Genomic DNA, 18108 nt, shown 5'->3' on the forward strand with positions numbered 1-18108 from the left:
GGCGCCCCGGCGGGTTCTCCCGTTAGTTGATTCGTGGATAAATAGGCTCACTTCAATAATCGCGATAAGGATATCGAGATGAGCCTGTTACCCGAACAAACTTCCATCGTCACCGTTGACTTCCGTTTGCCCACTGACTTCCGCGCGCCCGCAGGCGGTGTGAATGAAACGGTGGTCAGCGTCAAAGTTGCCAATTCCACTTCTGCAATAAATATCAAGGACTGGCGACATTCTTCAATCTTCGATGTGGGCTGGAAGTTCTCCTTCCCGCATCACTACAGCGACGTCGGCGTGAAGTATCAGATCAACGTCCAGATGTTTCACGAGCAACAGCCTTTGTTGGTGGAACTGGACTACTTCGTTATCGTCAACACAGCTCCACATCGGCAGACGCTGCACCTCAGCCCGATTGGCTTCCTGTATGTGGAAGTTCAAGCGCCCCAGGCAATCGCTGAACATGAAGCCGTAACGATCAGCCTGCACGATGTTGGCCATCCCGAAATGGAACTTGCCCGTGTCATGCATGATGAACAAACAGCTACCTCGTTTTATCTGCAATACGATCCGGGTAGCGTCATCGCCGGTAAACGCTATGAATTAAGCGGTATTGAAAACCGCTATCACCAATCGATTCCGGTAACGCCATGGCATGTCGAACTTGCGCCGGTTGCGCATCAGTCGAGTTCACGGTTATCCCTCTGGATTTCGCACTATCTGCAGAAACCCTTACGTTTGTTCACTGACGCTGGTGGCAAAATCCGCTAGATTTCTCTTCGGCGCCGGGATTCTTCCGGCGCAAAAGTATTAGAGGTTCCGATGAAAAAACTCACCCTTCTCGCCGCCGCCACGCTGTTGAGCGCCTGCCAATCGACCACTCCCGCCGGCAAGGCCAGCCTCGATGGCGAAGTGTTCTACCTGCAACGCATCGCCCTGCCACCGAGCGCGACCTTGAGCGTGAGCCTGCAAGACGTTTCCCTCGCCGATGCGCCAGCGGTGGTGCTGGACGAGCAGAAAGGCCCGATCAAAGGCCAGGTGCCACTGCCCTTCCACTTGAGCTACGATCCCGCCCAGGTCAAACCCGGCCATCGCTACTCGGTCAGTGCTCGCATTGAAATCAACGGCGAACTGATGTTCATCACCACTGAAAACCACGCCGTGCAACTCGACGGCAACGACCCGCAGCCGCTGAAAATCCGCGTCGACGCCGTTCGTTAATTCATTCCCCGCTACCCTTTTCCGCAACAAGGAAGCCGCCATGCTCCGCCCTACCCTTCGCTTCGCCGGTCTGTGTGCAGGCCTGATGATCTCCGCCAGCGCAATGGCCCTGTCGCTCAGTGACCTGTCACAAAAAGACGCCACCGGCGGCCTCAAGGATGCCCTGACCCAAGGCGCACAAATCGCCGTCAAACAACTCGGCACACCCGGTGGTTTCAGCAACAACCCTGAGGTGAAGATCGAACTGCCGGGCAAACTCGGCAAAGCTGCGAGCAAGATGAAAGCCTTCGGCATGGGCGCCCAGGTTGAAGAGCTGGAAACCGCGATGAACAAAGCGGCGGAAAGCGCCGTGACTCAGGCCCAGCCAATCCTCGTCGACGCCGTGAAGAAAATGAGCGTGGCAGACGCCAAAGGCATCCTCAGCGGCGGCAAGGACTCGGCCACGCAATACCTCGACAAATCCAGCCGCGAACAGATCCGCGCCAAGTTCCTGCCGATCGTCAAGCAAGCGACCGACAAGGTTGGCGTGGCGCAGAAGTACAACTCGTTTGCTGGTCAGGCTGCTGCGTTTGGCGTTGTTGATGCGAAGAGCGCCAATGTCGAAAACTACGTCACCGAACAAGCGCTCAATGGCTTGTTCGAAATGATCGGCAAACAGGAAGAAACCCTCCGTCAAAACCCGGCCGCTGCAGCGACCAGTTTGGCGAAGAAGGTGTTCGGCACGCTTTAAGCGGTCACGACATGGGGGCGAAGGAATTCGCTCCCGTGCTTCCATCCACCTACAGGATTACGTAAAAAGAACACCCACTCCCGCCCCATCTTCCTTCGTTCAAAAACCCGCAACTCGTCTAATCCCTCTAGTGCCGACGCCGCCTCGCTATACGAGCAAGCAAAATTCTCAGCCACATTGCTCACGGTGAACTCCTTCGCCACTCCGTTTTTGGCCACCTCGTACAACGCGCGTTGTTTTTCCGTGAGTTGCTCAAAGAAGCCGCCATTCTTCAGCCTGCGCTCGAACGCTTCGGTACACCCCACGCTCTTGCGGTAAACATCGGTAAACCCGAGCACCGCTCGCTGGATCACCGAACACTGGAATTCGATGAAGTACGTCAGATCCAACTCATCCGCCTCGGTGTGCAGATATGATCGTCCATATTTCACCGGTGCATTACGCAGTAACAAACTGATCGCAATGTAGCGAAACGCCGCAAATTCGTTCTTGAACATGAACCAGTAAAACAACGCCCTGGCGACTCGCCCATTGCCGTCGCGAAATGGATGTTCGTAACCCAAGGCAAAATGCAGTGTGATCGCCTTGATCAGCGGATGCAGATAGCTCGTCTCTTGCGGTGAGCCGCCGGGAAAATTGATCCAGTGCGACAGTTTCTCCAACCGCGACACCAATCCTGCCGCAGGTGGTGGCCGATACACGGTGTTGCCCGCCCCGTCCTGAACGACCACTTCGTCATTGATCCTGAATACTCCGGGAGAGTACTTTTCGTCATCGATGCCCTCGACTCCCACCCGATGAATCGCTGCGATCAAATCCACGCTCATGGGTTCGTAACGCCTCTCCCAGGCAAAATTCATCATCCGGTAATTGCCCATCACCATGCGTTCATCCGGTGTGCGAGGCTGGCGCTGGTGTTTGAGCATGTCCTTGGCCACACGCGTAGTGGTTGCTGCGCCTTCCAACTGGCTACTGGCAATCGCTTCATCTTCGATCAGATCATTCAACAGATAACTGAAATGCGCCCGCTCGCCGATCTGGCTGGTCATGTATTCAAGCGCCGCGGTACTGCTCTGCCGATCCACGATGGAGATGGTTTTCTGTGCCAACGGCGTCAGCAGATACTTGCCCCACTGCACCGGCTCGCCCAGCGGCAGAAGGTTGATGTACTGGGCCGCCCGCGCCTTCTTGACCAAGGCCCAACACAGCTTGGCATCCAGCCCTTGCGCCCAGCGATAACGCAACGCTTCAAATGGCAGGTAACGATCTTGATCATCGAGCGGCTTGAGCAAAGCAAGATAATCCGCCAGACGATGCTTGTGAGGCGGACGCACCAACAAATCAAGCACCGGGTCGATTCTGCCTTTCAATGCTGGCGGCTTTTTCATCAAGACAAACTCAGAAACGCTGGAAAGCAGAGGCTGGAGTACAACATCCGAGGCACCAAGGCTCAATATCGGAGGTTTCTGAAAAAGATGTAGGAAGTGGCGGAGGCAGAGCGGGTTTTGGATAGTCAGCTAGAGACTGGTCGGCTATCAGGCCGCCATCGCTGGCAAGCCAGCTCCCACAATTGGATTGCATGCAATAGTCAGAGACTGGGTGGCTTTCAGGGCGTCATCGCGAGCAGGCTCACTCCTACAGTCGAACTGAGTACATCTGCAAAAAACAGGTCGGCTGTCAGGCCGCCTTCGCGAGCAGGCTCGCTCCTACAGTCAAACTGAGTACATCTGCGAAAAACAGGTCGGCTGTCAGGCCGCCTTCGCGAGCAGGCTCACTCCTACAGTCGAACTGAGTACATCTGCAAAAAACAGGTCGGCTATCAGGCCGCCTTCGCGAGCAAGCTCGCTCCCACAAAAGAGCAAGAGCAGACCGCGCATCGCTTCTGCTCCTCACCACTCAACACAATGAGCGTTAGCTCGAGTACAGCTTTTGATCTGAAGGCCCGTCGGCAGGCTTCGTTCCGGGATTGATCCGGGGGTGGGAGCGCAGCGACCGTTTGGCGAAGCCAAACACATCGAGAGGAGGTGCAGCGAAGCAAACCGTAGGCGATGCGCCCGGATCGATCCCGGAGCGAAGGAACCCCGAGCCCCAGCGAGCGGGCCGAACGTCAGGGCACAGACCTTTGGTTCCTTTGGGGCGTTTGCCAAAGGGACTCGCTGTAAGAGCGAAACCGCCAGCGGCAGCACCCACAAAAACGGATATACACCCAAAACCCCAAGAACATGGTCGGCCCGAAGGCCGCCACGTCACAAAAGAATCAAGCGTCCTTACGCACCCTGAACCAGGCCGCATACAACGCCGGCAAAAACAACAACGTCAACGCAGTCGCAACAATCAACCCGCCCATGATCGCCACCGCCATCGGCCCAAAAAACACACTGCGCGACAACGGAATCATCGCCAACACCGCCGCCAACGCCGTCAACACAATCGGCCTGAAGCGTCGAACCGTCGCCTCGATAATCGCCTGCCAAGGCTTAAGCCCCGAAGCGATATCCTGCTCGATCTGATCCACCAGAATCACCGAATTACGCATGATCATCCCGGACAACGCAATCGTCCCCAACATCGCCACAAACCCGAACGGCTGGCGGAACACCATCAAAAACAACGTCACCCCGATCAACCCCAACGGCGCCGTCAGAAACACCATCGCCGTGCGCGAAAAACTGCGCAACTGCACCATCAGCAACGTCAGCACCACGACAATGAACATCGGCACCCCGGCATTCACCGACTTCTGCCCACGCTCGGAATCCTCCACCGTGCCGCCGACATCCAACAGATAACCATCGGGCAACTCGGCGCGAATCGAATCCAGCGTCGGCATGATCTGCTTCACCAACGTCGCCGGCTGCTCCTTGCCATAAATATCGGCGCGCACGGTCACGTTCGGCAGCCGATTGCGGTGCCAGATAATCCCCTCCTCAAAGCCGTATTCCAGCGTGGCAATTTGCGACAGCGCCACACTGCGGCCGTTGTCCGTCGGCACCGCCAGGCTCGGCAACAACGACAATTCAGTACGCTCATGCACCGTGCCGCGCAGCAGAATCTCGATCAATTCATTGTCTTCGCGATACTGACTGACACTCGACCCGGTCAACGAACTCTGCAGGAATTTCGCCAGATTCGCCGTACTCACACCCAGCGCCCGAGCGCGATCCTGATCGATGTTCAGATAGACCACCTTGCTCGGCTCTTCCCAATCCAGATGCACATTGACCACATGCGGATTCTCACGAACCTTGGCCGCCACTTTGCGCGCCAACGCGCGAACCTCTTCGATGTGCTCACCGGTCACGCGGAACTGCACCGGATAACCAACCGGCGGGCCGTTTTCCAAACGCGTCACCCGCGAACGCATGGCCGGGAACTGCTCGTTGAGCGTGTCGATCAGCCAGGTGCGCAACGCTTCACGCTCCTCGATGTTTTTTGCCAACACCACAAACTGCGCGAAGCTCGCCGCCGGCAGTTGTTGATCGAGCGGCAGATAGAAACGCGGCGATCCGGTGCCGACATAAGCCACGTAATTATCGATGCCCGCATGTTCCTTGAGCATCGCTTCCAGACGTTTGACCTCACCGGTGGTATTGGCCAGCGACGCGCCTTCAGCCAGTTTCAGATCGACCATCAACTCCAATCGATTGGAGGCAGGGAAGAACTGCTGCGGGACGAAGCGGAACAACATCACCGAGGCAATGAACAGCCCCACCGTCAGCACGATCACGGTCTTGCGGTGCACCACACACCATTCCACCAAACGACGAACGCGCTGATAAAACGGCGTGCCATAGGGATCAGCCTGACCATCGCCCGTGCCGTGTTTGGCCGCATGAATTTTCGCCAGATCCGGCAGGAGTTTTTCCCCCAGATACGGCACAAACATCACCGCCGCCACCCAGGACGCGAGCAATGCGATGGTCACCACCTGAAAGATCGAACGGGTGTATTCGCCGGTGCCGGATTGTGCCGTGGCAATCGGCAAGAACCCGGCGGCAGTAATCAACGTACCGGTGAGCATCGGGAACGCGGTGCTGGTCCAGGCGTAGCTCGCCGCGCGGATTCGGTCGAAACCCTGCTCCATTTTGATCGCCATCATTTCCACGGCGATGATCGCGTCGTCCACCAGCAAGCCCAACGCCAACACCAACGCGCCAAGAGAGATCTTGTGCAGGCCGATGCCAAGGTAATACATGCAGGCGAAGGTCATCGCCAGCACCAGCGGAATGGTCAGCGCCACGACCATGCCGGTGCGCACGCCAAGGGAGAAGAAGCTCACCAGCAAGACGATCGCCAGTGCCTCGACCAGCACCTGAACGAACTCGCCGACCCCGGTTTTCACCGCCGCCGGTTGATCGGACACCTTGCGCAATTGCATGCCGGCCGGGAGGTTTTTCTGGATGCGCGAGAACTCGCCTTCCAGTGCTTTGCCGAGCACCAGAATGTCCCCGCCATCCTTCATCGCCACTGCCAGACCGATCGCGTCTTCGCCCATGAAGCGCATGCGCGGCGCCGGCGGGTCGTTAAAACCACGACGTACATCAGCGACATCAGCGATGCGGAAGGTCCGGTCAGCGACGCGGATCGGGAAGTTCTTTATCTCATCGACCGTCTGAAAATTCCCCGAGACCCGCAGTTGCAAGCGCTCGCTACCGGTTTCAAAGAACCCGGCGGTGGACACCGCGTTCTGCTCTTGCAGCGCCTGTTGCACCGCCGCCAGCGGCAAGCCGAGGGTCGCCAGTTTGACGTTGGATAACTCGACCCAGATTTTCTCATCCTGCAAACCGAGCAGGTCGACCTTGCCGACATCCTTGACCCGTTGCAGCTGAATCTGGATGCGATCGGCGTAATCCTTGAGCACGGCGTAATCGAAACCGTCACCGGTCAGCGCATAGATATTGCCGAACGTGGTACCGAATTCATCGTTGAAAAACGGCCCCTGAATATCCGGCGGCAAGGTCTGGCGAATATCACTGACCTTCTTGCGCACCTGATACCAGAGGTCGGGGATTTCCTTGGAGTGCATCGAGTCGCGGGCAATGAACGTGACTTGCGATTCGCCGGGGCGCGAGAACGACACGATGCGTTCGTACTCGCCGGTTTCCATCAACTTCTTTTCGATGCGTTCGGTGACCTGCCGCGAGACCTCCTGCGCCGTCGCCCCCGGCCAGCGGGTCTGAATCACCATGGCCTTGAAGGTAAACGGCGGGTCTTCACTCTGGCCGAGTTTGGTGTAGGACAAGGCGCCGACGATGGCCAGCAAAAGCATCAGGAACAGTACGATCTGGCGATTACGCAGCGCCCATTCGGAAAGGTTGAAGCGCATCGGGGCTTACTCCTTGTCCGCCAGATTGACCACACGGTTGGAGCGATCCACCGGACGCACCTGCTGCCCTTCGAGCAACACATGTACGCCGGCAGCCACCACCCAGTCGCTGGCGTTCAAGCCTTCGAGCACCGGCACGCTTTTCTCGCCGAACGGGCCGACGCGCACCGGGGTTTTCTTCAAAGTGTTGTTGGCGCTGACGACCCAGACGTAGGTCGCGCCGTTTTCGGCGGTAAGTGCCGAGAGCGGCACCGACAGGGAAACGCTGTCGGCCGATTGCACGAACACCCGGGCGCTCTGGCCCAGTTCCGCCGGGACTTTGCCGCTGGTGAAGGAAATACGTGCGGCGAAAGTGCGCGAGCGTGGATCGGCGGCGGGCGACAGTTCGCGGATCTGCCCGGCGAAGCGCTGGTTCTGCTGCGTCCATAACTCTACGGTCACTGGCTGACCGACCTTGAAGCGGCCGAAGCTCTGTTCCGGCAGGCTGATCAGCACTTCGCGCTCGCCGTCGGTGGCGAGGGTAAACACGGTTTGCCCGGCGGCGACGACCTGCCCCACTTCGACCGAACGCTTGGCCACCACGCCATCCTGCGGCGCACGCAGTACCGCGTAACTGGCCTGATTGGTCGATACGTTGAATTCGGCTTTGATTTGTTTAAGGCGGGCTTCACCGGAGCGGTAAAGGTTTTCGGCATTGTCATAGGCCGAGCGGCTGACCATCTGCCGATCCATTAGCGTCTTGTAGCGATCACGCTCGGCGCGGACCAGATTGAGATTGGCTTCAGCGGCGGCGACCTGGGCGCGGGTGGCTTCCAGTTGCAGGCGCACGTCCTGCGGATCGAGTTCGGCGAGTGCTTGATCCGCCTTCACGCGCTGGCCTTCATCGACCAGTCGTCGGCTGACTTTACCGCCAATGCGGAACGCCAGATCGGGTTCGTAGCGGGCGCGGACCTCGCCCGGATAACTTTCCATCGCCTGTGCCGAAGGCTCTGGCTGCACCACCATGGCCGGGCGCACGGTGACTTGCGTCGCCTCTTCCTGACCACACGCGGACAAAAGGAACGCCAGACTCGCTGGCAACGCTAAGGACAACGCATGGCGGAACATGGTGACGGACCTTTCGCTAATGGTGCTTGGAATAATTATACTGGCGGGTATGTTATTAATAGCAAACTCACCAGTCCAGTATTAAAAGCGAAGAATGTCGAACAATCCTTCAGCTCCAAACGGCCCGGGCCGCCCCAAGGATCTGGCCAAGCGCCAGGCGATCCTCGAGGCGGCGAAAATTCTGTTTCTGAGTCATGGCTATGCCAACACCAGCATGGACGCGGTCGCCAGCGAGGCTGGCGTGTCAAAACTGACGGTCTACAGCCATTTCAACGACAAGGAGACGCTGTTCTCCGCTGCCGTGGTGGCCAAATGCGAGGAGCAATTACCGCCACTGTTCTTCGAATTGCCCGAAGGCATCGCCGTGGAAAATGTATTGCTGAACATTGCGCGAGGCTTTCATCACCTGATCAACAGCGATGAATCGGTGAATCTGCACCGCTTGATCATGGCGCTGGGGGTTCAGGATCCGAAACTGTCGCTGATCTTCTTCGAGGCGGGTCCGCAGCGCATGGTGCAAGGGATGGAGCGGTTGTTGACGCAAATCCATGACAGCGGCGTGCTGAGCATCGACCTGCCGCGCAATGCCGCCGAGCATTTCTTCTGCCTGATCAAGGGCGCGGGGAATTTTCGGCTGTTGTATGGCTGTGGCGAGCCGTTGAGCGAAGAGGCTGCGGAAAGCCATATCGAGGAAGTGGTGGGGCTTTTTATGCGGGCGTACAAGCCCTAGCTTATCAGGGGCAGCACTGACGCCATCGCTGGCAAGCCAGGTCCCACAAGGATTTGGGTGGGTTCACAAACTGTGTACACACCACCAAACCCTGTGGGAGCTGGCTTGCCAGCGATTGGCGCGCCTCGGTTTTAAGGCTTGAGCGCTTTCTTCGGGTAAATGTCATACCGACTGGACTTGCCATCCAGCGCATGACTCGGCTTCGGCCCCTCAATGCACGGCGCCTTGCGCGGTCGCTTGACCACCACCCGGTGCGTCGCCAGCGCCAACGCGGCTTCGAGCAACGCTGGCGCATCCGGATCATCACCCACCAACGGCCGGAACAAACGCATTTCCTTTTTCACCAGCGCGGTTTTCTCACGGTGCGGAAACATCGGATCGAGATAAATCACCTGCGGTGGCTCGCCTTCCCAGTTCTGCATGACGTCGATCGAGTTGCCCTTGAGCAAGGTCATCCGCGCCACGATCGGCGCCACGTCGAAATCCTCCGCCGCCCGCGCCAGACCATCCTCCAGCAGCGCGCCAATCAGCGGCTGGCGCTCGATCAGGCTCATCTCGCAACCGAGACTGGCCAGCACGAACGCATCCTTGCCCAGCCCCGCCGTGGCATCCAGTACCCGTGGGCGCACGCCTTGGGCAATGCCGACAGCCTTGGCGATCATCTGCCCGCTGCCGCCGCCGTATAAGCGCCGATGCGCCGCGCCACCTTCAACGAAGTCGACGCGCACCGGCCCCGGTGCGTCCGGGCCGAGTTGTTGCAGTTGCAAACCCTGCTCGCCGACCTGCAAGGCAAACTCGCCGTCCGCCACTTCACGCGGCAGGCCGAGACGCTCGGCCCACTGCACAGCTTGCGCTTCAAACGTCGGGCCGAGTGCTTCGACATGGATGCGGCAGGCCGCGGGTTGTTCGATCATGGAAAACACGCTCAAAAATTCAAGGAGCGGCAAAAACCGCCGATAACTCATTCAACGCGCATTTTGCCAGAGCTGAGCGTCAACCGAAAAAAATGTCAGGCATTCTTCCCACATCGATTGGCTACATCTCGCCCCATGGCGACTTTAGCCGTCACAACACTCAAGCACTGAGCGGCGTCAGTCACCTGTGGCAGGATTTCTTTGCCCAGGCGATGGCCGAACAGACGAGTGAAGTGGTGCCTGCCTGCGGCACGTTTCCGCCGGTTGACCTGAGCAGCCCGGAAGAACCGACCATCGGCAGCGAACTGCACGCGCACATCGTCAGCCAGCGCGAATGCGATGTGGTGGACACCGAAGTGCGTCCGCCAGAGCCGCTGTTCCTGCCGATCGCCGAATTCGAAATGGACTTGCTGGACAAGCCATTCCCACCGTTCCCACCTGAAGAACTCAAAGCTCAGCAAGCGCAGCAGGATTTCGACAGCAGTTGGGTGCGTCCGGTGGTGATCAACAACGGTCAGCCCGTTCCAGAGCCAGGCCCGGCCCCGCAGAAGAAACCGCTGTACCTGCCGATTGCCGAGTTCGATCTGGACCTGATGCAGAAGCCTTACCCGCCGTTCCCGCCAGAAGAAATCGTCGAGCAACAGAAGGCGCTGGACTTCGATAACGGCTGGGCTCGCCCAATCGTTCTGCAGAACCTGCGCCTGGCCGCCTAAACTTCAGCGACATACGCTCCAACGCCCGACATCGACATGAAAATGATTGCGGTGGGCGGCGTTGTAATCCGGGCTTAACACCACACTGAACGCCTCGCAGGCGCCGTCGCGCACCTGACGGAGAAACTGCGCGTCCTGATTTTGCTTGGGCCAATCCTTGAGCACACTGATGCTACGGCCGTCGGCGAGACGAAACCCGGCGATGTCCAGCGCGTCCGCACTGGCATGACGGCTGAGCGCGCCGCTTTCGCGATTGTAGACATTGCGACAGGCGAAGCTGCCGAGGTGATCAACCCGCGCGACCTTTTGCCCGTAAACGGATTGGGCGGCGGGTTGCAGCGTGTGGTGTTCAAACATCGCGTAGGCCACCGCCAACGGACAACTGGCGAGGAAACTGCTGCTCAGCGCCACCTCACCGCCCTGTACGCGCAAGGCGCCGATCAGCGGACACTTGGCGTCGGGGCTGTCGGCTTGTCGCGTGACGCGCAGATCAGAGGTGCTCAAGGCCCGAGCACAGAGCTCCGGGTCGGCGCTTAACCGCATGAGTTTGTAACCGGTCAGCCAGTTGGGCGTGGCTGTCACGTCCAGTGGTGCCCAAGGATTCCATTGCGCCGGCACCTCCAGCCAGCCGCGCCAGACGCTGATGGCGGTGCCGCCGATGAACAGCAGCACGGTTAGCGCAATCCACCGCCCCATGCTTAACCTTTGAAGAACTGATTGGCCTTGGCGTACGGCATCGACTGCGAGGTAAAGCCGAAGGTGCCGGACTGCTGAATCTCTTCAGCGGCGCGGAAGAATTCGCCGAAAGCCGCCAATGCCAGTGCCGAACCGGTGCTGATGCGGCGCACGCCCATTTCCTGAAGTTCCTGCACAGTCAGTTTCAAACCACCGGACATCAGCACATTGACCGGTTTCGGCGCCACCGCGCGTACTACCGCCAGCACTTCTTCGGCGCTGCGCAAACCCGGTGCGTACAGCACGTCGGCGCCCGCTTCGGCGAACGCCTGCAAGCGGCGAATGGTGTCGTTGATATCAGGATTGCCGTGCAGGTAGTTTTCCGCGCGCGCGGTGAGGATGAAGGGAAATGGCAGCGTGCGCACGGCAGCGACCGCCGCTTCGATGCGCGCCACGGCGTGTTCGAAACAATAGATCGGTGCATCCGGGCGGCCCGTCGCGTCTTCGATTGAACCGCCGACCGCGCCCGCTTCGGCGGCACGCAACAGGCTTTGCGCAGACTCGACCGGGTCATCTGAAAAACCGTTTTCCAGATCCACCGCTACCGGCAAATCGGTGGCGGCGACAATCGCGCGGACATTGGCCACGGTCTCATCAAGACTCAAGGCACCGTCAGCCTTGCCCTGGGAAAACGCATAACCGGCACTGGTGGTGGCCAAGGCCTGATAGCCGAGACTGGCGAGCATTTTTGCCGAGCCGGCGTCCCACGGATTGGGAATGACGAAGATCCCCGGTTGTTCATGCAGGGCTTTGAAGGCGTGGGCCTTACGGACTTGTTCTTGAAGGGCTAAAGCGTCCATCGGCAGGCTCCGGGCAGGAAAACGAATCCGCCTCAGAGCAGGCCAAGTTGCTCGGCGGCGGGTTCTCTGTATAGCTCAGGCAGCGCTGGCAGGCCAGGCAAACGTTGCATCAGTTGTGCGTGAAAACGTTGCGCCAGTTTCGCCGCGAGAAGGTTGTCGGCGGTGTGCAGGAAGATGTACGGCGTGCGCCCCTCTTCGATCCACTCGGCGATTTTCGCCACCCACGGCAGCAGGAACGCATCATTGGCTGCAAGCTCGGGATGGCCGATAAAGCGCACTTGCGGAAACTGTGTGAACGCGGCCGGGCGCGTCGGCACTCGCGGCTTTTTCGATTGCGCGTGGATCACCGACGACTCGGTCGACAGGCAACTGAACAGTGCACGCGGATCAAGGCAGATGCGCTCGACGCCACGATCAAGCAGCAAGCGATTGAGCAGACGCTCGCTCTCGCCCTTGGCGAAGAACTGTTCATGGCGCACTTCCACTGCCAGCGGGCAATCCAGCGCATCGATGAACGCTGCCAGTTCCGGCAGTCGCTGCGGCGTGAAGCTTTTCGACAGTTGCAGCCACAGCGGCGAGACACGCTCACCCAGCGGCTTGAGCAATTGCAGAAAGGTTTCGGCGGCGGTCAGTTGATCGCGCAGGTCACCGCTATGGCTGATGTCGCCGGGGAATTTTGCGGTGAAGCGAAAGTGTTCGGGCATGACCTCGGCCCAACGCTGCACGGTGGCGGGCGACGGACTCGCGTAGAAGGTCGTGTTGCCTTCAACGGCGTTGAATACTTGCGAATAGAGACCGAGGAAATCGGAAGTTTTGGCGTCGACCGGATACAGATACTCGCGCCAGGCGTTTTCGCTCCAGGACGGGCAACCGAGGTAGTAAGGCAGATCCATCAGATGTACAGATCGAGGCCCAGCACGTCCGCATCCCAATCGACAAAACCGGCGGTGCTCAGGTAGCTGGCGAGGGCCATCGCTACGCTCTTCTTCATCGCACGGTGATAGATCATGTCTTGCTGACGGGCAGGCAGATTGCTCAGGCGTTGTGCCGAGGCTTTGGCAGCGCGCGCGGCCAATTGCTCTTCAGTCGGGAATTCCAGCTCACCGTCGATATCGTCGACGGACTCATCCACAGTCACATTGCCTTTGCGAGGCTTGCGCTTGATGGGGTAGGACTGAGAGGAAAGGCCGTCTATACGCATAATTTCATGCTCGGTATCGATGATGGCAATTTAGCGGCACTTGACCGACTTAGCAAACCGCCGAGTGATAACTAGAACACATAAAGCGCAAAAGGTTTAAAGCGAGGGGTTACAAACTGACGATTGGCGGATTCGCGGGCGACTTAATTCCCTGTGGGAGCGAGCTTGCTCGCGAAGGCGGTGTGTCAGAAAAGCAGATCGAGACTGATACACCGCCTTCGCGAGCAAGCTCGCTCCCACAGGTTTTGTGGTGAATCAGCGGGCTTTCGGGGTGGCAACTTTGTCGCGCAGGTAAACCGGTTGCGCGTCGTCCGCCGGGATCGACTCGCCGCGCTCCCAGGCAAACCGCGCCAGGGTCAACAGGTCTTCGGCGTGGGGCAACATGCCGGCATCCGAACCGCTCAGTTCAACCGCTATGCGCTCGGCATAGCCCCAACCGGTGCCAGCACCAAACCAGTCGCCACTGGCATCGACCGGCAGTGCGGCAACTTCCGGCGGCAATACCGCTTCGGCACCCACAAGGCGCATCTCCCCCGCCGTCTCGCGGTAGCAGCCCCAATACACCTCATCCATCCGCGCATCAATGGCCGCCGCGACCTGGCTCACGCCATGTTCACGCAACGCCCGCTGCGCCAGAACGGCAAGGTTGGACACTGGCAACACCGGGCGATCCAGCGCAAACGCCAGGCCTTGCACCACACCAATGGCGATCCGCACACCGGTAAACGCGCCCGGCCCGCGACCGAAGGCAATCGCATCAACCGCCTGCAACGTGGTGCCGGCGTCTGCAAGCAATTGCTGGATCATCGGCAGCAGCTTCTGCGCGTGCAGGCGCGGGATCACCTCGTAATGGCTCGTGACCTTGCCGTCATGCAGCAAGGCAACGGAGCAAGCTTCAGTCGCGGTGTCCAGGGCCAGCAAGGTGCTCATCGATGTTTCCAAAACAGGGGTGGGAAAAAGTGCGTCAGTATAAACAACTACGGCCCGCAAGCGGGCCGTGGATGATGCAGCCGATCAGACTTTTCAGCTCAGCGCGGCCAGCACCTTGGTGGTGATCGCATCAACCGAGCCGACGCCCGGGATGTGGCTGTACTTCGGCTTGCCGTTGGCAGCGGACAGCTTCTGGTAGAACTCCACCAGCGGCTTGGTCTGCGAATGGTAGACCGACAGGCGATGACGCACGGTTTCTTCGGTGTCGTCCTTGCGCTGCACCAGTTCTTCGCCAGTGATGTCGTCTTTGCCCGCGATTTTCGGCGGGTTGTAGACGATGTGGTAAACGCGGCCGCTGGCTTCGTGAACACGACGGCCGGCGATGCGTTGCACGATTTCTTCGTCTTCAACAGCGATTTCAACTACCGCGTCCAGCTCAACGCCGGCAGTCACCAGGGCTTCAGCCTGCGGAATGGTGCGCGGGAAGCCGTCGAACAGGAAGCCGTTGGCGCAGTCTGGCTGAGCGATACGATCCTGAACCAGTGCGATGATCAGGTCATCCGACACCAGGCCGCCGGCATCCATGATGCTCTTGGCTTGAACGCCCAGTGGTGTACCGGCCTTGACCGCTGCACGCAGCATGTCGCCAGTGGAAATTTGTGGAATGCCGAATTTTTCGGTGATGAACTTAGCCTGAGTACCTTTACCGGCCCCGGGAGCTCCCAGCAGAATGACGCGCATTAGATGTGCTCCTCAATTTTTTTATAAAAAGCTTTTACAAAACAAAGGATTCGCCTCTTGGGACGAATCCTGAAAATACGGGTCGTGGCCGCATAAACGGCCAAAGGCTGATCAAGATACACAGCAGGCTGCGCCCACACAAGACGCCAAAAGTCGGAGAAACCGACGCCCCCCGCGACCTCGCGACGCGGTAACCCAAGTCGCAACCCCATCATTAACTGTCGCCTGGCGGCACTTTGCGCCGTCAGGCAAAGCGGCATCCGGCGTCTATTGCCGGTGCCGCGCAACACGACAAAAACGTTAGCCGGTATTTCGCAAACCGGCGGCAATCCCCGCCACAGACACCAGCAACGCCTGTTCCACCGGGCTGCCCTGCTCGACATCCTGCTGCCGCGAGCGGGCCAGCAATTCGGCCTGCAATAGATGCAGCGGGTCGAGGTAGGTGTTGCGCAACCGGATGAATTCAAGGGTGTCCGGGCTATGTGCCAGCAGCTGCGACTGGCCAGTCAGGCCGAGCACCACCGTGCACGCCTGCGACAATAGGTCGCGTAACTGCGCGCCCAACGGCAGCAAGTCCGGCTCGACCAGACGCTGATCGTAGGACAGCGCGATATCCGCGTCAGCCTTGGCCAGAACCATTTCGAGCATGTCGATGCGCGTGCGGAAGAACGGCCACTGTTCGCGCATCTGCCCGAGCAGCTCGCCTTCGCCACGGTCCAGCGCTTTGCTCAGCGCCGACTCCCAACCCAGCCACGCCGGCAGCATCAGCCGCGTTTGCGTCCAGCCGAAGATCCACGGGATCGCCCGCAGACTTTCGATACCGCCGGCCCGGCGCTTGGCCGGACGACTGCCGAGCGGCAAACGGCCCAACTCCTGCTCCGGTGTGGACTGGCGAAAGTACTCGACGAATTGCGGATTTTCCCGCACGACCTGGCGATAAGCGCTGACACCGTCAGCCGCCAATTCGTCCATCAGATGGCGCCATTCTGGCGTTGGCGGTGGTGGCGGCAACAACGTCGCTTCAAGCACCGCCGCCAGATACAGGTTGAGATTTTGCTCGGCGATGTCCGGCAGGCCGAATTTGAATCGAATCATTTCCCCCTGCTCCGTGGTGCGGAACCGCCCCGCCACCGAACCCGGCGGCTGCGACAGAATCGCCGCGTGGGCCGGGCCACCGCCACGGCCCACGGTGCCACCACGACCGTGGAACAGCAGCAGTTCGACTTGCTGCTCGCGGCAGATTTCCACCAGCCGTTCCTGCGCGCGATATTGCGCCCAGGCCGCTGCGGTGGTGCCGGCGTCCTTGGCCGAGTCCGAGTAGCCGATCATCACTTCCTGCGGACCTTGCAGCCGCGCGCGGTAGCCCGGCAGCAGCAACAGCCGCTCCATCACCGGCCCGGCGTTGTCGAGGTCGGCGAGGGTTTCGAACAGCGGCACCACACGCATCGGCCGCAGCACGCCGGACTCTTTGAGCAGCAGTTGCACGGCGAGCACATCGGAAGCCGCGCCCGCCATGGAAATCACGTAGGAACCCAGCGAAGCGCCCGGCGCAGCGGCGATTTCCTTGCAGGTGTTGAGCACTTCGGCGGTGTCGGCCGACGGTTTGAAATGTGCCGGCAGCAATGGCCGGCGATTAGTCAGTTCTTGCGTGAGGAAACGGATGCGCTGTTCTTCATCCCAATCTTCGTAGCGACCGAGGCCGAGGTAGTCGGTGATTTCAGTCATCGCCGAGCTGTGCCGCGACGAGTCCTGACGCACATCAAGGCGCACGAGGAACAGGCCAAACGTCACCGCGCGCCGCAGGCAATCGAGCAACGGCCCGTCGGCGATCACGCCCATGCCGCATTCGTGCAGCGAGTTGAAACACAGTTCCAGCGGATCGAGCAGATCGCGATTGTTGCTCAGCACATCGGCAGGAGCAGGCGTTGGCGCGGTCAGTGCGGCGTGTGCCCAATTGCGCGTCGCGCGCAGACGTTCGCGCAATTGCTTGAGCACCGCACGGTACGGTTCAGCGCTGTCGCCAGCCTTGGCTTTGAGGGCATCGCTGGCCTGTTGCATCGACAATTCGGCGGCAAGATGATCGACATCACGCAGGTACAGATCGGCGGCCATCCAGCGCGCCAGCAGCAACACTTCGCGGGTCACCGCAGCGGTGACGTTGGGGTTGCCGTCACGGTCGCCGCCCATCCACGACGCGAAGCGAATCGGCGCCGCTTCCAATGGCAGACGCAGGTCCGTCGCTTCAAACAAGGCTTTGTCGGCCTTGCGCATATGGTTGGGAATCGCCTGCCACAGCGAATGTTCGATCACCGCGAAACCCCACTTGGCTTCATCGACCGGCGTCGGGCGTGTGCGGCGGATTTCTTCGGTGTGCCAGGCTTCGGCGATCAGCCGTTGCAGGGTGTTCTGAATCTGTTCGCGTTCGGCGCTGGTCAGGTCGCGATGATCCTGCGCGGCGAGTTGCCCGGCGATCGCGTCGTACTTCTGGATCAGCGTGCGCCGCGCCACTTCGGTCGGGTGCGCGGTCAGCACCAGTTCGATTTCCAGGCGCGCCAGTTGCCGCGCCAGCGATTCGGCGCTGTGGCCTTCGCTGCGCAAGCGCGCGAGCAATTCCGGCAACACACGGGATTCGAACGGCGCCGGCTGCGACTCTTCGCGCCGATGGATCAACTGATACTGCTCGGCGATGTTCGCCAGGTTGAGAAACTGGTTGAACGCCCGCGCCACCGGGAGCAGTTCGTCTTCGCTCAATTGATTGAGGCTGGCGCTCAGTTCAGCGTCCATCGAGCCGCGGCGGTCGGCCTTGGCGCCTTTGCGAATCTGCTCGATCTTGTCGAGGAAAGCCTCGCCGTACTGATCTCGAATGGTGTTACCCAACAGCTCTCCGAGCAGGTGAACGTCTTCGCGCAAGCGTGCATCAATATCGGTCATCAGCAATTCCCCAGCAGTAATCCGGACGGCTTAGA

Annotated in this window: 16 protein-coding genes; 5 read left to right on the plus strand and 11 right to left on the minus strand. The window is 59.8% G+C overall.

The window, feature by feature from the left end; translation table 11 throughout:
- Window positions 1-78: 78 nt before the first annotated feature.
- The 3 genes from WA225_RS08870 to WA225_RS08880 are packed head-to-tail and all read left to right on the plus strand — an operon-like array spanning window position 79 to window position 1945.
- Window positions 79-765 carry a hypothetical protein gene (locus WA225_RS08870; protein ID WP_422607657.1) on the plus strand — a complete coding sequence of 229 codons (687 nt, stop codon included), beginning with the start codon at window positions 79-81 and terminating at the stop codon, window positions 763-765.
- A 51-nt stretch (window positions 766-816) separates the two neighbouring features.
- Entirely contained in the window at window positions 817-1215 is a 399-nt protein-coding gene (locus WA225_RS08875; protein ID WP_331694873.1) for a YbaY family lipoprotein, read from the plus strand.
- 40 nt (window positions 1216-1255) lie between these two features.
- Window positions 1256-1945, plus strand: coding sequence for a DUF4197 domain-containing protein (locus WA225_RS08880; protein ID WP_422607658.1), 690 nt, complete (start codon window positions 1256-1258; stop codon window positions 1943-1945).
- On the opposite strand, the gene WA225_RS08885 is transcribed toward WA225_RS08880, so the two are convergent.
- The 3 genes from WA225_RS08885 to WA225_RS08895 form a co-directional block, all read right to left on the minus strand.
- Complete coding sequence (locus tag WA225_RS08885) at window positions 1942-3333, minus strand: Fic family protein (RefSeq protein WP_422607659.1); 1392 nt, start codon at window positions 3331-3333, stop codon at window positions 1942-1944. The genes WA225_RS08880 and WA225_RS08885 overlap by 4 nt on opposite strands.
- Before the next feature lie 869 nt (window positions 3334-4202).
- Window positions 4203-7271: an efflux RND transporter permease subunit gene (locus WA225_RS08890; RefSeq protein WP_422607660.1), complete on the minus strand. Its 3069-nt coding sequence runs from the start codon at window positions 7269-7271 to the stop codon at window positions 4203-4205.
- A gap of 6 nt (window positions 7272-7277) precedes the next feature.
- Window positions 7278-8378, minus strand: coding sequence for an efflux RND transporter periplasmic adaptor subunit (locus tag WA225_RS08895; RefSeq protein WP_422607661.1), 1101 nt, complete (start codon window positions 8376-8378; stop codon window positions 7278-7280).
- A gap of 94 nt (window positions 8379-8472) precedes the next feature.
- Here WA225_RS08895 and WA225_RS08900 point away from each other — a divergent pair, with 94 nt between their 5' ends.
- On the plus strand, window positions 8473-9108 hold the full coding sequence (locus WA225_RS08900) for a TetR/AcrR family transcriptional regulator (protein ID WP_422607662.1): 636 nt from the start codon (window positions 8473-8475) through the stop codon (window positions 9106-9108).
- A gap of 131 nt (window positions 9109-9239) precedes the next feature.
- Here the strand turns inward: WA225_RS08900 and WA225_RS08905 are convergent, their stop codons facing one another.
- A complete protein-coding gene (locus tag WA225_RS08905) occupies window positions 9240-10022 on the minus strand; it encodes a class I SAM-dependent methyltransferase (protein ID WP_422607663.1) in 783 nt (260 codons plus the stop codon).
- A 92-nt stretch (window positions 10023-10114) separates the two neighbouring features.
- Here WA225_RS08905 and WA225_RS08910 point away from each other — a divergent pair, with 92 nt between their 5' ends.
- A complete protein-coding gene (locus WA225_RS08910) occupies window positions 10115-10735 on the plus strand; it encodes an energy transducer TonB (RefSeq protein WP_422607664.1) in 621 nt (206 codons plus the stop codon).
- A 3-nt stretch (window positions 10736-10738) separates the two neighbouring features.
- On the opposite strand, the gene WA225_RS08915 is transcribed toward WA225_RS08910, so the two are convergent.
- The 7 genes from WA225_RS08915 to ppc form a co-directional block, all read right to left on the minus strand.
- Entirely contained in the window at window positions 10739-11431 is a 693-nt protein-coding gene (locus WA225_RS08915; protein ID WP_422607665.1) for an extensin family protein, read from the minus strand.
- Between the two features lie 2 nt (window positions 11432-11433).
- Window positions 11434-12270: an isocitrate lyase/PEP mutase family protein gene (locus WA225_RS08920; protein WP_422607666.1), complete on the minus strand. Its 837-nt coding sequence runs from the start codon at window positions 12268-12270 to the stop codon at window positions 11434-11436.
- A 32-nt stretch (window positions 12271-12302) separates the two neighbouring features.
- Complete coding sequence (locus tag WA225_RS08925; RefSeq protein ID WP_422607667.1) at window positions 12303-13163, minus strand: DUF72 domain-containing protein; 861 nt, start codon at window positions 13161-13163, stop codon at window positions 12303-12305.
- Window positions 13163-13471 carry a hypothetical protein gene (locus tag WA225_RS08930; protein ID WP_008078387.1) on the minus strand — a complete coding sequence of 103 codons (309 nt, stop codon included), beginning with the start codon at window positions 13469-13471 and terminating at the stop codon, window positions 13163-13165. The genes WA225_RS08925 and WA225_RS08930 overlap by 1 nt, the downstream gene beginning before the upstream one ends.
- 255 nt (window positions 13472-13726) lie before the next feature.
- Complete coding sequence (gene tsaB, locus WA225_RS08935; RefSeq protein ID WP_422607668.1) at window positions 13727-14401, minus strand: tRNA (adenosine(37)-N6)-threonylcarbamoyltransferase complex dimerization subunit type 1 TsaB; 675 nt, start codon at window positions 14399-14401, stop codon at window positions 13727-13729.
- Between the two features lie 93 nt (window positions 14402-14494).
- The gene (adk, locus tag WA225_RS08940) at window positions 14495-15142 is read right to left on the minus strand and encodes an adenylate kinase (RefSeq protein WP_242204972.1); all 648 of its coding nucleotides are present in this window, start codon (window positions 15140-15142) and stop codon (window positions 14495-14497) included.
- Window positions 15143-15442: 300 nt separating this feature from the next.
- Complete coding sequence (ppc, locus tag WA225_RS08945; RefSeq protein WP_422607669.1) at window positions 15443-18073, minus strand: phosphoenolpyruvate carboxylase; 2631 nt, start codon at window positions 18071-18073, stop codon at window positions 15443-15445.
- Between the last annotated feature and the right edge of the window lie 35 nt (window positions 18074-18108).

Origin of the sequence: Pseudomonas sp., from assembly GCF_049300855.1 — a bacterium.
Lineage (GTDB): Bacteria > Pseudomonadota > Gammaproteobacteria > Pseudomonadales > Pseudomonadaceae > Aquipseudomonas.